This window comes from Paenibacillus sp. FSL L8-0708, from assembly GCF_038009325.1.
GTDB lineage: Bacteria > Bacillota > Bacilli > Paenibacillales > Paenibacillaceae > Paenibacillus_AQ > Paenibacillus_AQ odorifer.
In genome coordinates this window covers 4,252,300-4,266,653 of sequence record NZ_JBBPBC010000001.1, presented here as the reverse complement: position 1 = coordinate 4,266,653, position 14,354 = coordinate 4,252,300, and the positions used below count along the sequence as shown (strand labels likewise).

At 40.6% G+C, this 14,354-nt stretch carries 18 protein-coding genes; 15 read left to right on the top strand and 3 right to left on the bottom strand.

The genetic code is table 11. The features are described 5' to 3' along the window. Window positions 1-141: 141 nt before the first annotated feature. The 8 genes from NYE58_RS20325 (at window position 142) to NYE58_RS20290 (ending at window position 6,583) form a co-directional block, all read left to right on the top strand. Window positions 142-651 carry a GNAT family N-acetyltransferase gene (locus NYE58_RS20325; protein WP_076184408.1) on the top strand — a complete coding sequence of 170 codons (510 nt, stop codon included), beginning with the start codon at window positions 142-144 and terminating at the stop codon, window positions 649-651. A gap of 363 nt (window positions 652-1,014) precedes the next feature. Next, entirely contained in the window at window positions 1,015-1,116 is a 102-nt protein-coding gene (locus NYE58_RS20320) for a sporulation protein YjcZ (protein ID WP_197069683.1), read from the top strand. A 183-nt stretch (window positions 1,117-1,299) separates the two neighbouring features. Next, the gene (locus tag NYE58_RS20315; protein ID WP_076277031.1) at window positions 1,300-1,923 is read left to right on the top strand and encodes a TetR/AcrR family transcriptional regulator; all 624 of its coding nucleotides are present in this window, start codon (window positions 1,300-1,302) and stop codon (window positions 1,921-1,923) included. A 60-nt stretch (window positions 1,924-1,983) separates the two neighbouring features. Continuing rightward, window positions 1,984-2,835, top strand: a complete 852-nt coding sequence (locus NYE58_RS20310) for a hypothetical protein (protein ID WP_341002929.1) — start codon at window positions 1,984-1,986, stop codon at window positions 2,833-2,835. A 33-nt stretch (window positions 2,836-2,868) separates the two neighbouring features. Beyond that, the gene (locus NYE58_RS20305; protein WP_076220204.1) at window positions 2,869-3,348 is read left to right on the top strand and encodes a flavodoxin domain-containing protein; all 480 of its coding nucleotides are present in this window, start codon (window positions 2,869-2,871) and stop codon (window positions 3,346-3,348) included. A 241-nt stretch (window positions 3,349-3,589) separates the two neighbouring features. After that, window positions 3,590-4,462: an AraC family transcriptional regulator gene (locus NYE58_RS20300; RefSeq protein ID WP_076220205.1), complete on the top strand. Its 873-nt coding sequence runs from the start codon at window positions 3,590-3,592 to the stop codon at window positions 4,460-4,462. Between the two features lie 227 nt (window positions 4,463-4,689). Next, window positions 4,690-5,664 carry a phosphotransferase enzyme family protein gene (locus NYE58_RS20295; RefSeq protein ID WP_341002927.1) on the top strand — a complete coding sequence of 325 codons (975 nt, stop codon included), beginning with the start codon at window positions 4,690-4,692 and terminating at the stop codon, window positions 5,662-5,664. Window positions 5,665-5,842: 178 nt separating this feature from the next. Continuing rightward, complete coding sequence (locus NYE58_RS20290; protein WP_081387526.1) at window positions 5,843-6,583, top strand: class I SAM-dependent DNA methyltransferase; 741 nt, start codon at window positions 5,843-5,845, stop codon at window positions 6,581-6,583. A gap of 158 nt (window positions 6,584-6,741) precedes the next feature. Here NYE58_RS20290 and map read toward each other — a convergent pair whose 3' ends face one another. Continuing rightward, a complete protein-coding gene (gene map, locus NYE58_RS20285) occupies window positions 6,742-7,488 on the bottom strand; it encodes a type I methionyl aminopeptidase (RefSeq protein WP_076277026.1) in 747 nt (248 codons plus the stop codon). A gap of 7 nt (window positions 7,489-7,495) precedes the next feature. Then, window positions 7,496-8,041: a TetR/AcrR family transcriptional regulator gene (locus tag NYE58_RS20280; protein ID WP_256719015.1), complete on the bottom strand. Its 546-nt coding sequence runs from the start codon at window positions 8,039-8,041 to the stop codon at window positions 7,496-7,498. 428 nt (window positions 8,042-8,469) lie between these two features. On the opposite strand from NYE58_RS20280, the gene NYE58_RS20275 reads away from it, so the two are divergent. Then, window positions 8,470-8,841: a hypothetical protein gene (locus NYE58_RS20275; protein ID WP_341002926.1), complete on the top strand. Its 372-nt coding sequence runs from the start codon at window positions 8,470-8,472 to the stop codon at window positions 8,839-8,841. 169 nt (window positions 8,842-9,010) lie between these two features. Then, window positions 9,011-9,964, top strand: a complete 954-nt coding sequence (locus NYE58_RS20270) for a hypothetical protein (protein ID WP_341002925.1) — start codon at window positions 9,011-9,013, stop codon at window positions 9,962-9,964. 29 nt (window positions 9,965-9,993) lie between these two features. On the opposite strand, the gene NYE58_RS20265 is transcribed toward NYE58_RS20270, so the two are convergent. Then, window positions 9,994-10,227 (bottom strand): hypothetical protein, encoded by a 234-nt coding sequence (locus NYE58_RS20265; protein ID WP_076217729.1) that lies wholly within the window; start codon window positions 10,225-10,227, stop codon window positions 9,994-9,996. 319 nt (window positions 10,228-10,546) lie between these two features. Between NYE58_RS20265 and NYE58_RS20260 the strand changes: the two genes are divergently transcribed. The 5 genes from NYE58_RS20260 (at window position 10,547) to NYE58_RS20240 (ending at window position 14,327) form a co-directional block, all read left to right on the top strand. Continuing rightward, complete coding sequence (locus tag NYE58_RS20260; protein ID WP_256719014.1) at window positions 10,547-10,954, top strand: hypothetical protein; 408 nt, start codon at window positions 10,547-10,549, stop codon at window positions 10,952-10,954. 66 nt (window positions 10,955-11,020) lie between these two features. Beyond that, window positions 11,021-11,446 carry a hypothetical protein gene (locus NYE58_RS20255; RefSeq protein WP_076217730.1) on the top strand — a complete coding sequence of 142 codons (426 nt, stop codon included), beginning with the start codon at window positions 11,021-11,023 and terminating at the stop codon, window positions 11,444-11,446. Between the two features lie 48 nt (window positions 11,447-11,494). Then, window positions 11,495-11,749: a hypothetical protein gene (locus tag NYE58_RS20250; protein WP_076217731.1), complete on the top strand. Its 255-nt coding sequence runs from the start codon at window positions 11,495-11,497 to the stop codon at window positions 11,747-11,749. A 244-nt stretch (window positions 11,750-11,993) separates the two neighbouring features. Then, the gene (locus NYE58_RS20245; RefSeq protein WP_076217732.1) at window positions 11,994-12,806 is read left to right on the top strand and encodes a hypothetical protein; all 813 of its coding nucleotides are present in this window, start codon (window positions 11,994-11,996) and stop codon (window positions 12,804-12,806) included. A gap of 558 nt (window positions 12,807-13,364) precedes the next feature. Then, complete coding sequence (locus tag NYE58_RS20240) at window positions 13,365-14,327, top strand: helix-turn-helix transcriptional regulator (protein WP_076190218.1); 963 nt, start codon at window positions 13,365-13,367, stop codon at window positions 14,325-14,327. The last annotated feature ends 27 nt before the right edge of the window (window positions 14,328-14,354 follow it).

Here is a 14,354-nt window from a genome sequence, read left to right as displayed (position 1 = left end):
GCATAAAATCTCTTCCTTCTATCTTAACATGTTTTGTCCCGGATTGGACTTCGAATGAAGGGGAAACTAGGTCCGAGCCTTGCTCCTGATGCCGCTAAGCTTTATGATGTGAAGTAAACATAAATGTCAGAGGTGCACATAATGAAACTTGAAATTGAGCTGGTTCCCAAAGAACGTAAGCATACTATAAGCAGATTAATGCAGTTCTACCTATATGATTTCACCCGTTATTTAGAATTTGATGTCAATCAAGACGGGGTATTTCCGGCCTATCCGGGACTAGAAGCTTATTGGAGTAGCGGAAATAATAAATTCGCATATTTGTTTAAGGTGGACGGGCATATTGCTGGTTTTGCTTTGGTGGACAGGTTATTGCGTAATCCTGAAGGCCAGTTTTATATGACTGAGTTTTTTGTGATGCAAAAATACCGCCGAAGTGGTGTAGGTACATGGGCTGCGCATAAGCTCTTTGATATGTACTCTGGGGAATGGAAGGTTTCACAAGTCCGTGCGAATATACCTGCTCGTGATTTCTGGCATAAAGTGATCGGGGACTATACCCATGGAGAGTTTCAAGAGCGCTTTAATCCACAGCAAGGCAACCCCAGCCAATACTTCAACACATTAACTATTAATAGGATTAAGAAATAAAAACCGTTATATTGCTGGTTTCTTTTAGCTATGGAGCTTGCTACTAACGGCAAATGGATTGAAAAAGGGGCTAAGCGAGTGAGCGCTAGACAGTAGAGAATGACAAAGAGAGCGTCAAGACGGAAGGTCAGGAAATTGTGATTTTTTATAAAACTGGCTAGCTATTAAGAACATATACGAATTGTGATGTAGGGAGCATCTTATGCTCTCTATTGTAGTTAACATAACATTTATTATGTCAACCTATTAAACCATTCACCATAAAAAAGGTCGTTGGTTTATTTTTTGTGTTCAAAATACCCAGTCAGTGAGGGCAATATTGCATATCTTATGATGTACTCAATTACAAAGGAGGAGTCAACAATGGGCGAATTTGCAGGAGGATACGGTGGTTTCACTTCCACAGGAGCTATTCTGGTTCTGTTTATCCTGTTGGTTATCATTACTAAAACCCTCTGTCTGTAATCCTTTAACTTCACAAATTAAAGGTTCCGTCAGTCTAAATGACTGGCGGATTTTTTATGTCCGATATGTACATTGGGGGAGGAGAATACATGTGACTAAGGAGATTGACATAAAATAATTCAAAATATATATTAAACAATGTTCAAATATTAAACGGTGTTCAATCCACAAGGAGACGAATTTATGACTAAAGAACAACGAAAAGTACGTGAGCGTGAAGAAATGAGAAATCTGATCCTGCAAAATGCAGCTTTATTGATTGCCGAAGAGGGAATAGAGAAGCTGTCTATCCGAAAAATCGCTGAGAAAATCGAATATTCACCGGGAATTATTTATCATTATTTTAAAGGCAAAGAAGAGATTATCGAGAACTATTTGCAACAAAAATATACGGATATGCTTTCTGAGCTTCAGTCTGTGCAACAAGAGGTACAGCAGGAATTACCTCCAGATACACTTTTAAAACGATCATTGGAGAAGTTCATCAGGATGTCTCTTTCTATGGGTGTAGAATACCGGAATGTCATGCTAAACGATGCACCGGCTGTTCTTAGTTACACGGCTGTTCTATTTAGAGGAGCTGCACAGGAACGTAAAGCGATAGGGATGCTCTGCCAGGGCCTGCTCAGATTTGAAGCACAAAAAAACCGTGAAGAAGCTTTCGTAGAACTCACAGCTCAGGTGATATGGAGTGCAGCGTTCGGTTTAATTATGCGGTTGCTTGTCGAAAAGGATCTGCCTAATGATCAGGTCGAAGCTCTGATTTCATGTCATTTGGATTCAATGGTTGCTATTGCCTCGAGGTGAAATCTAAATATTTTCATGGAGGAAGGGGAGGGTGTTATAAAACATATAAGGAAAGTCGTAGTGCTGTCGGTGTTGATTTCGGTTATTGCAGTGTTTGCAACAGCGGTTGGGTTGTTTTCAGATGGGATAAGTGATGGAACAAAATATACTTTCACGTCAATATGGGGCGAGGATGTAAAGCTTCAGGGGTCAGGAGTGTACAGCCATGATTCTGTCTCTGCGGCGGCACAAGCTAAAGCACAGGATGGAGTTACATTATTTCTTGCCATACCTTTACTGCTCAGTTCGCTCATCATGACAATTAAAGGCTCGATAAAGGGGAGGATGCTCCTTACGGGCACTTTGGGGTACTTTTTATATACTTACGCATCCTACAGCTTTCTGACGATGTACAATTCATTGTTTTTAGTTTATGTGCTGTTGTTTTCTTTAAGTTTTTTTGCATTCATCCTAGCCTTATTTTCCTTTGATAAAGAATCCATACATACTTACTTTAAAAACAGTTTACCTTCTAAAGGAATCGGCTTTTCCCTAATGGTTATTGCTTTTATGATTTTATTGCTCTGGCTAGGGAAAATACTGAATTCACTACTGGGGGGAACACCGCCACAAGGGCTAGAGCACTATAGTACATTGGTAATTCAAGTTTTGGATCTTGCGATCTTAGTCCCATTAGCAATTGTAACGGGGATTATGGTCATTCGTAGACAACCTTTTGGGTACCTACTGGCAACTGTCGTTGTTTTTAAAGGAGTTACATTACTGCTAGCAATTACGGCAATGCTGGTGGCAATGATCTATAGAGGTGTGGCTGTGTCTATAGCCGAGTGTGTAATTTTTCCGACGATGACTGTAGCTATTGCTGCTTGTATGGTTATTTTGTTAAAGCATGTACGTGAACCCTTAAGATAATAAGTGACCAGCAAGCGGCAGGGAGTGATTAGAATGAAGACAATAATTATGTATACCTCGAAATATGGGTGTGCGGAAAAAGCGGCTTATTTATTAAAATCTCAACTGGGCGAAGAAACCGAAGTAGTTAATTTGATGCATGTTAAAGAGCTGACACTAGAACGATATGATACGGTCATCTTGGGAGGATCTATTTATTATGGAAAAATCCAAAAACAAATGACTGATTTTACAACAAAATATCAAAATGAACTAGGGAAAAAACGAGTAGGATTGTTTGTTTGTGCAGGAGCAACAGGTGAACAGGCCTCACAAGAATTGAAATCTGCGTTTCCAGAAGTGTTATATGACCAATCGGTGACGAAAGAAGTTTTTGGAGATGAGATCTATGAAGAGAAGCTAACTTTGCTAGATCGGTTTGTACTGCGGATGGTAAAAGGAAAAAATAAGAACGTAAATGGGTTATCAAAAGAGACGATCGAGCGTTTTGCTCTTGCTATGAAAAGGTTGTGAAAGTGAGTGGACGATCGAGCTTCTGAACGCACTTCGGATTATAGTTAACATAATTATTATTATGTTAACTATAATTTTGACAATCAAAAAAAGTAGTCCTTCTTGTGAGAAGAGAGTAACTTCCTCGTATTGAGTCTCTGTTCATCGAAACATGAAAAAACCCTACAGAATCGTGCAGATAAAGTCGGGAAGATAAAAATCATCTCTGATAACCTTATAATTAACGAGGGGAGGCAACGTCATGGATACGCTGGTACAACTGAACAAAGCAATAAGCTATATTGAGGAGAACCTAACAAATCCCATTGATTATCAGGAGGTTGTGAAAATAGCCTGCTGTTCGGAATATCATTTTACTCGTATGTTCTCCTTCCTAGCAGGCATTACTCTGTCGGAATACATCCGGCGTCGACGTCTAACTTTGGCAGCACTCGAGCTTTCACAAAGTAATATCAAAATTATCGATGCTGCTCTGAAGTATGGTTATAATTCGCCGGATTCCTTTTCTAGGGCTTTCCATAGCATGCATGGGGTTAGTCCTTCGGAAGCTCGGGTCCATGGACATTCCCTTAAGGCATTCCCTCGGATGTCGTTTCAGCTGACTATCAAAGGAGGAAATGAAATGAATTACCGGATTGAAAACAAAGAGTCTTTTCGCATCGTGGGTATAAAAAAACGGGTTCCAATCATTTTCCAAGGGGTTAATCCGGAGATTGCATCGATGTATGAAGGGTTGACGCCGGAAATGATTGATGAGATGAAGAGATTTTCTGATGTTGAGCCCTCAGGATTTATAAGCGCCTCTACAAATTTCTCTGAAGGACGTATGGAGGAAAAAGGAGAGTTCGATCATTATATTGGCGTTGCCACTACGAAAGACGCATGGAATGGCTTGGATCAGCTGGAAGTGGCGGCCTCTATGTGGGCTGTATTCACAGTCGTCGGCTCTTTTCCGAGTGCGCTACAAGAGATCTGGGGGCGAATATATTCGGAATGGGCTCCGTCATCGGGATATGAGCTAATTAAAGGGCCTGAAATTCTATGGAATGAGCACAAAGATATCACATCGCCAAATTTTAAAAGTGAAATATGGGTGCCTATCACTAAGAAATAAAAGAGTTTGGTTGGACTATTGAAACTGAGCGCTGAATATCCTTTCACAACGAAGCTGCCGCGAAAAATCATTCCGGTAGCTTCGTCAAGCTATAGGCAGGATATTTCGAAAATATTGTAGAAGTACAATTGGTGAATTGAATGATTTTTAGAATGTAGTAGATTTCAATTTTTATGACTCAGACGAAGATTGAATTAATGAATCCTTCTATTTTAAAGGAGTCCCTTATGACGAACGAGAAGCTTTTGGACTTACTAGGCAGGTACGATATCCAACAGCCTGAGATTATTTTCTTAAGGCATAACGAGAACAGAACCTATCGTGTTAATGACAGAACGGGAAAATCATATTTACTCCGCATTCATGAACCTTTTATAGAGGACATGAAAGGTCTGCAACATACATACAGCGGCATTCTTGGAGAATTGCAAATGCTTGAGAAGCTGGGAAGCTGGAGCACCAACGAAATACAGACTCCCGTAAGAAACAATGAGGGTGAACTTATTACGATCATTGAATACGAAGGTGAACTGCTAAACTGCTCCGTCCTCACCTGGTTGGATGGAAGAGACATGAATATGAATGATGTTAACAATCTTGAACTGGTAAAAGAACTGGGATCTCAAATAGCAGAACTGCATACTTTTTTTCGGCAGTACGAACATTCAGGTATGGAGATTCGCCCGAGTCAAGGCAAAGCTTATAATGAACGGATGATCCGTGTGATTCATTCGGGTGTGAAAAAGAATTTATTTACGCCTTCTGAGGCTAATGTCATTGAACAAACGCTGCAATTGATCAACTTCCGGTTAGATGACCATGGCGGGGAGGCTGGCCCGGACCTTATTCATGGGGATTTGTGTATGGGTAATATCATCATCACAACCGAAGGAAAGGTGCGTTTCATCGATTTTGGCTTTTTCGGAAAAGGTTATGCTTTACTTGATGTAGCCATGGGAGCTATGATGCTACCAACCGATCGAAGAGATACTTTCCTAAAGGGGTATTACAAAGAGTGTGAAAATACAGCGAATGATCTACTGCAGTTGGAAGGGTTAATGTTGGTCGCTATTATTGGGTATTACGTGTTCCAAATAGAGAATGTACATGTTCATGACTGGATGCGTGAAAGAATGCCCAAATTATGCGCTGAGTATTGTCGCCCCTTCCTCAAGGGTGAAAGTATATTTTATAAAATATGAAATGGAACGTTCAGGGTTGAACTAACGAGGACTGGTATGTTTGATAAAAATTGATTATAACCGTTTATCACCAAACGTGTTATCAAAAAAAAAGTAAAATAATACTGTTAAGCGCGATGGCTGTCGATTAGCATTTATTTCGATTATATTCTAACAAGGAATGAAAGGGGGAATGGTATTGATTGAACATAGCAATCTTGAAGAATTTCAAGATCCGGTAAATTACGATCTTGAATTTGACGATGAAATGGACAAATATCAGTTCTATCTTGAGCTTGCCAGATCGAGTTCTGGGGAAGTGTTAGAACTTGCTTGTGGTACAGGCTTAACAACGATCCCCCTCTCGAAAGCCGGTATAACAATGACCGGTGTAGATATCTCTTCAGCGATGATTGCGTATGCGCGGTTGAAGGCGAAAGGGCTGACTGTAACTTTTATGGAAGGTGATGCCCGTACCTTCGAATCGGACAAGCGATTTTCGATGATTTATTTGACTGGTAATGCTTTTCAGGCATTTTTAAGTGATCAAGATCAAAGCGATTTGCTCACGACCGTTCACAAACATTTACAACCTCATGGAATCTTTGCATTTGAGACCCGAAATCCGGAGGGAACGGATTTATCTGATCAAGAGGAGACAGAATGGGGATCATTTATTGATAAGGATGGAAATAACGTCAAGGTATCAGGCACCCAATGTTACGATGCTGGCCAGCATATCATGCATTGGGTCACGATGCGTGATTGGGGGTATAAGCGAACGACCTCCCGAATTGCTTGTCGGTTCACGGATCCGAATACGCTACATGCTTTATTAACTCGTCACGGCTTTTGCGTCGAACATCAATATGCTGACTGGGATAAAACGCCGTTTTCTCTGTCATCTTCATCTATCATTAGTGTTTGTAGGAAATGTTAGTCGAAACGTAATGCATTGCGATAGAACCCCCCCTCAGATTGAGGGGGATTTTTCGCATCCTTTTCGCATTAAGAATTCAATCGGTCCGCGGGCCATTCGTTTTCTGCTCAATAAATAAAAAAGAAGTCGACCCTCTCGTTGGTCGGCTTCTAATTGTTCTATTGCGCGGTCAGGATTTGTGGTCCTTCAGCGGTGATGGCGATCGTATGCTCGTATTGGGCGGCGAGCTTGCGGTCCAGCGTCCGGGCGGTCCAGCCGTCCTGGTCAATTGTCATGTTGTAGGTGCCTTCAGTGATCATGGGCTCGATCGTGAATACCATGCCTTCCTTGATGCGGGGGCCTTTGCCGGGCTTGCCGACATGCATATAGGTCGGCTCCTCGTGAAGGTCACGACCGATGCCATGAGCGAGAAGGTCGCGCACGACACCGAAGTTGTTCGATTCGGCATGCCGCTGGATTGCGCTCGTCACGTCACCGAGCCGATTGCCGGGCTGTGCCTGCGCGATGCCGAGGTCAAGGCACTCCTTCGTGACGCGCATCAGCTTCTCAGCCGTCGGTGAGATCTTCCCGACCGCATAGCTCCAGGCTGAATCGCCGAGCCAGCCGTCGAGCTCCGCTACCGTGTCGATCGTCACGATATCGCCTTCCTCAAGTGGCTTATTTGTAGGGAAGCCATGTGCAATTACGTCGTTGACGGAGGCACAAGTCGCATATTGATAGCCATTGTAGCCCTTCGTGTATGGTTTGGCGCCGTGCTTCAAAATAATATCCTCGAATATGCGCTCAATCTCGTTCGTTGTGATGCCCGGTTTGATGAGCGGGGCAATTGTGCGATGGCATTCGGCCACAACCTGGCATGCCTTGCGGATGGCTTCGATTTCATACTTGCTTTTTAAGATAACCATGTTTGTATTAGGACTCCTTTGTAATAGCTTGCATCGCGAGCTGGGCAATTCGATCGATGTCCAACTCGGAAGTGTTCGCATAGTAGTGCAGACCGCAGCAGCTGACCAACACGGCAAGCATAAGGTCGACGCTGTCGTCTTCGCGCTGGATGATCGATTGGAGTGGAACATACAGTCTTTCCGTGAATCGTCTTTTGGCAGGATGCCGATCTTTTTCTGGCAAGCCTGTATAATGCTCCGCCGCCATTTTGTAGACGAGATATGCGCGGGCATCTGACTGCCACAACCGGAGTAACGACTTGCAATACGTTAACAACTGCCTGTCGTCAGGGGTGTCCCGGCTGATGTTCGCCCATTGAGTCAGGGCTTGCTCACATCGCTCGAATCCGCTGCTCAGCACATCTTCTATTAGTAAATGCCGGTTGGGGTAATAATGGTATACCGTGCCATAACCGAGACCAGCCTCGCGGGCGACATCGCGAATATCAAAGCTTCCGCCCGTAAGGAAGTAGGTGCGCGCGGCGAAGTCGAGGATCTGTTCTCTGCGCTGCATACGTATGAGCTCATTTTGTTCTTTGGTACGGGGACACATGACACGTTAACCTCCTTTTTATAGACCTGCAAATTTGTCAATATAAAGAGTGTAACGTATGAGGCGGAGAAATGCAATTATCTGTTGGCGTTCGATGAAAACAACAAGGACACCATCATTGCGTCCTTAAAACGAAAGATGAAGAAGCTCGAAGAAGAAAATAAAAAGTTGCGAGAACAACTTAAGTTTTCCTATGCGGATGTCTATCAAAGGATTCGAGGGAATGAATGTTAACTTATTCACTTACGGGCAGCTTAGTTTAAGATCAGACTCGGTGAACCGTATCACAAGTAGTGGTAAAGCGGAGAGTTGAATTGCCTGTGTTATCGTCTGACATATGGAAGTAGGAATTGATGAGGTGGTAAAGAGATAGTAACATACCGTATTCGGTGGAGGGGCGTAAAGCCTCTCTTTTTTTGTTGACTTTTTTTGAAAGTGAAGTAGGATTTGAAAAACTTACCTGCAAATATGAGGAAGGAGGTGAATGTGTGAACGAGGGAATACAACCGAATAAGTACGGGATGTATCTTAAGCAAGATGTGATTAACAGCCAAAAGCCAATTTATGATTTCACAAAAGATGAAGAGCCAGATATAGACGTTATTGATATGTGCACATTAGCGGAGATAAAAAATCTGGCTAAGATTAACCTATCAGCAGAACAAAAAGAGCAGTTAACCATCGTCGGATTTTTAAGAATGTCTGGATACAGAGGTTACGCAGCATTATACAGTTTAAAACAAGTGCTTGAAATAGTTTAAGAAACCAATATGTGTTTTTAGGTGTTTGCGTCTCCTTACGCGATGAGACGCCATAAACAACTTAAAAACACTTTATTGTTTCCGTTTTTAAAAAAGCCGGCACACTCTAATAGCCGGCTAGGTTCAGATTTTTACCGAAGTGCCTTTTATGAAGAAGTGAAGTGGTGTCTTGAAATCAGAGATAGAGAAGTGGCTTGAAGTGTTTGATAACGATAAGAAACCGAATGTGTTTGAAATAAGCATTGATAGACTAACATTATTGGGAAACTGGACTTATAAAGGTCCTGACAAATTTCAAAAATTATTAGATAACTATAAATATGACATCAGAATTACTAAAGGTAATAAAACAAGAACACCGTCAGGTTTTATTTTTTACGATAAGTGTTTTTTCGAAATCATAGATAAACTTAAATTTAAAGATGCGCGTTCATTTCGTCTTGATTTCAATCCAAATAAGTTAACAGCAAAAGAAATACAGTTTTTAAAAAGAAAAATACTTCCTTTATTGTCTGATGTATCTGCGACCAGAATAGATTTGGCTTTTGACATAGAACTTAATTTAGAAGAGTATCAGTTTATCGAGGATAACCATCCTAGAAAGCGAATGTATATAAGAGGTAGGGGCTTGGAATTACAGACGCTGAATATTGGCTCTCAAGAATCCGATTATAGGGTTACCATTTACAATAAGCTGTTGGAACGTAAAGCAAAATTGAGTATGAACCCAGAAGAGGTTTCAAGAGAAGAGGAAAATCTCCTTGAAACTAAGAAAAATTGGTGGCGAGTGGAGTTTAAGCTTGAAGGTCAGGCAGCCCTAGTTGAAACAAACCTTAACGCTTTTTCGGAGTACAATGTATTTCGAGGGCTAAAGATATACAAACCCAACTACAAAGCTGTGGATGATATCAGAACGCGAGCAATGATGTTTTATTTAATCAATCATGAAAATGAATGGGGTAATCTAACGTGGGAAAGTAAGAAGAAATATAAAGAGTGTTTTGAAGCATTTTCAGAGTATGATTTAGTAGATTATCTTAAAGACCGCTATCTACTAAAGCGTGAAAAATTAGAAGCACAATACATGGACTATATTCTTTCGGATTCAAGTAAAATCAGATAAGCAAGTTAGACCCTTGCCTATCTGTTTATTTATTCACTAACTTCAGTAATCGCATGTACAAAGACACTAAATCCGGTGTCTTTTTTTGATAGAGTAAACGACGCAACGACCTTTGACCTATCAGGGATATCCTTCGTAAGATTCTGATTACCGAGGAACTGATATCTTTCCCAACTCGCTAAGTCCACAAATGTATAGATAGCAAATTTATCATTTTTAGTAGCTCTGCAAGATACAAAGACCATATCATTGGTATAGAACATTGGCTATTCACCTCCTTCGTCGAAGATAAAATAACTTAAATTTTTGGAAAGTCAATAATTGCGTCAAATTATGTGATGGAGTTTGCAAGCGGAGCGGTTCATTGATGTGGAGGGGCGGACATTGTAGGCTGTCCTGCTGTCAGACCCCTAGCGTAGCGTCCTAAAGGGAATGGCGGCTGGGCTGACATACAGTGTCTAGCAGAGGCTCCGAGTCAATGATGCTAAGGTATTGTTGAACTGACAAATAGTTATATGACGCAGTGTTTTATGGTACATTTTATTTATGTAAGTTTTTGGTTGATAAGAAGAGTGCTGTGTCATGGAAGTGTGGGTTCCGTATGAGAAGGTTAGAAATCTTCCTCCGGATTTTAGTATTAAATATCTGATTTATTCCGAAGAAGAGGGTGGAAGAAAGCATCCCGTGTTCCAGGGATTGCGTTGTGATTTTGCATATGACGGAGACGACATCAAAGAGACTGGCATATTTGCAATTCATCCTGAATTTGAAGATAAATGCGGAAGCATTATTCTAGATAGAAATCTTCTGGTGCCTAAACAAGGTACTGCAAGAATGTGGATACTTTTCCCCGAGATGAGAAGAGAGGTACACATAAATCGAATTAAAGTTGGAGTCATTGGTTATTTCATGGCAGGTTCAAGAAGGTTGGGACAAGTCGAAGTGATTGAAATTTTGGGCTTAAACTCGAATGCGGAGTCTTTAAGTTAATATGGAACAGAGTAATGATTAGAACGTATACAATACAGATGCGATGTTAATAGGTAGGGGAGTTTAATGGAAATTAAAGAAATAGCTATTGTTGGTGGAGGAACTATATGTTTCATAATAGCTGGATTATTAATTAATAGAGCTGCAAACGGGGACCATATAAGGTTATTAAAATGGTCCATCACTACGAGTTATGTACTTCTAATTCTTAGTATTACGTTTAGTCTATACAACGATTATCATATTGATAGGTCGTTTGATTTTTATCTATTCGGTGTTTATGACACCAAAACATTCATAAAGAGCTATTTCTTCGTAGCATTCAATTTGTTTTTCATTATGTTACAAGTGTTAATGAAAATGATTGTGCGCTGGAGAGGTGTTAATAATATAACAGTAGAGCAAAAGGTTAATATGTTAATCACAACCTCCATTGTTGTAAATCCAATATTACAAATCGGATACATCGGTTCTGTATTAAACTACTGGTGAATGAAATAGTTTTGGTTGACCGCCTGCTGTTTTGGGGGCGGTTTTCATTTGCTCAAAATCAATTTCAAACAGTTACATATCAATAAGGACATGGTTCATGAAGCATTGAAACAATTTAACGAGTTGTTCAATGATACGTCGAATGAGGAGAAGAAAGCATTACTTCGTGCATTGATAAAAGAAGTGCACATGGAAAGCGATAGAACGACCCTTAAAAAATCGTCTTCTGGTTTCTGGAGGACGATGATTTTTCGGAAAGTGGTTTACCAGTTGGTGATGCAAGGAGAACCGTATCATAAATAGGGGCAAGTTTAACCTTTGAAACCAGTGAGCTAGGATCAATTTCGTTTCGAGTTAATGTAAATAATAGCCGTTATTTTAAAATATGCGACTAGAATTGCATTTAAGGAAACATTATTGTATGATTTTGGTGTGTTAAAAATTGGAAAATTTAATCGTCATTGTGTGGACAGTACGGAAACTACTTCAGCAGTTAATTATGGCGTAACCAAAGTTTCTTATACTCATTAACTAAGGAGAAGCAGCCTTGCGTAAGAGAAAATATGTTAGCATAGCCTTAATTACATTGATTGTGATGATGGTCGTTCTATTCTTCAGTATGAAAAATGTTCTTTTCGACGGCTCTTCTAACAAATCAGAGGAACAGGCCGCCACAACAACCAGTGAGATGATTAACGAGACAGAGAAACCAGCTGCCACAATAACGAATAAGGGAACCAATGAAAAGAAGAGCGTAACCGCGATGGAGGCACTGCGCCTTGGGTACTCAGAGGCGAAGAAGCTGACGGAAGAAGAGCCATTACTTATTAACATAACAAGCACGGATGACACTTCTGTTTCCCAGGAACGAACCGATGGTTCGGATGGAACAAGAGATGCTTGGAATCTCGAATTTGGCAGCAAGAAAGGGAATGTTTTTATTTATATCAAGATCGATAATGGAATGGCCATTAAGACTGATGTGAAAAAGCACGATAAGAATTTACTTGTAAAAGGACAGTATGCGATATCTGATATTCAAATTGATTCTTCCGATGCAGTTAAACAAGCTGTTGAGAGACTGGGGATGAAACCAGGAAATCCTGCTATAGCAGATGACTGGATCAAGGGGTATCATTTTACTATCAGCGGGTATAATACTGATCCTAACTCCTCCAAAACACGTCTGCTGCTAAGAGTTATGGGTATCTCGCCGAATTCTCCTAATCGTGAGAATGATAGTTTGAGAATGAGCGCTTTCTTTGATGTCAAAACAGGCGAATTGATGAGCGCTACCGAGATGACAGGCTTCGACAAGGATGGGAATACCATGTGGAAGGATATTGAGCTTAAATACTGATGACGGCATAAATAAATGAAGAAGGAAGATATTTTCATAAAAATACAACATATTACCAAATAAAGAGTTATTATTGATGGAACTTACCGTGCGTTACTGCTCATGAGCAGACGCATGGTAAGTTTGTTTTTGTGTAAAGGCGTTATTAACTGTCTACTTGGTAAAGGCTATACGCATCACTCAAGTTTATTGAAACTGGAAATATCCATTCTTCCAGGTGATGTATATGCTGTGTATATTCTTTAGTGCCCTGAACGGCGGTTAGGGCAATTGGAACCTAGCGGATCAAAGAAAGAGCATTCTGCAAAGGATGGCTTAAAAATTTACCGTTACAAACAGCGCGGTGAACTGTATCACAAGTTGTGGTAAAGTAGAATGTTGAGTTGAGCTAAGAGCAGCAATGTTAAAAATTGCAGATTGTTCTTAAGTTACGGGAGTCGACACACATTGAATGCTACGTTAGGATTGAAAGGCTGCAAGATTGATGAATAAAGGGATGCAGGCGATTCGCAAAGCAAATAATTTAGTGCGATCCTAATAAAAGATGAGGTATATGTGATGCCAAAAAACGATAATATGCTGGCAATCCTATGGATGCTGAATTCGGGTGTTAAAATGACCGCAAAACAAATATCCGAAAAGTTAGAAATAAATATAAGGACAGTCTATCGGTATATTGATGCGCTAAGTGCCAGTGGAGTGCCTATAATATCCGACACTGGTCATAATGGCGGGTATAGCTTACTGAATAATTTTATCAGAGCACCTCTGCTATTTGATATTGAAGAAAAAAAAGCACTTCTTCATGCTGCTGTTTTTGCAAAAGAAGCGGGATACCCTTTGAGTGAGGCTTTAGGTAATGCGACATCCAAATTGAAAATGTATTCGAATCAGGAACAGGAAAGTGTTCTCAGCCATCATTTAGCCGGATTTGAAGTTATAAACCGTAGGGGAGACCCTTCTATTCAGCCAGTATTGGCGGAATTGGAGCAAGCTGTAGCAAACGAATTCTCTGTAGAAATTGATTATCACACACGCCGTGATGATCAACCCAAGACTAGGGTGATAGATCCCTATGGAATGGTGTACTGGAACAATAAATGGTATATTGTTGCATTTTGCCACCTGAGAAATGAGATCCGCAGCTTTCGGGTAGAACGGATTTTACAAATCAAGCGGACTCAAAACATATTTAAACGTTCCGAAGCTTTTTTGGCTCGGGAATTTTTTTTGCGAAATCTATTACCTGATTTAGTCGGCAAGGACGGGTTAATTGCTTTAATTATCGAAGGTAGGTCAGAGGCGTTGGATGACTTATGCCTGCATTGGTTTTTGGGGCATCATCTGAAAGAGCGTACATCAAATCAAGCAATCTTTTTACTTGAGGAAAAATCAATTCATACCTATGTTCCTAATTTTCTCTTATCCTACGGGAAATCCATTCAAGTAATCGAACCACAGAGTTTGAAGGAAAAACTTGTTGGTGTTGTGTCGGAGTTAATGGAATATTATCAACTTTAAAAACTTTACTGACAGCGGATGTCAGTG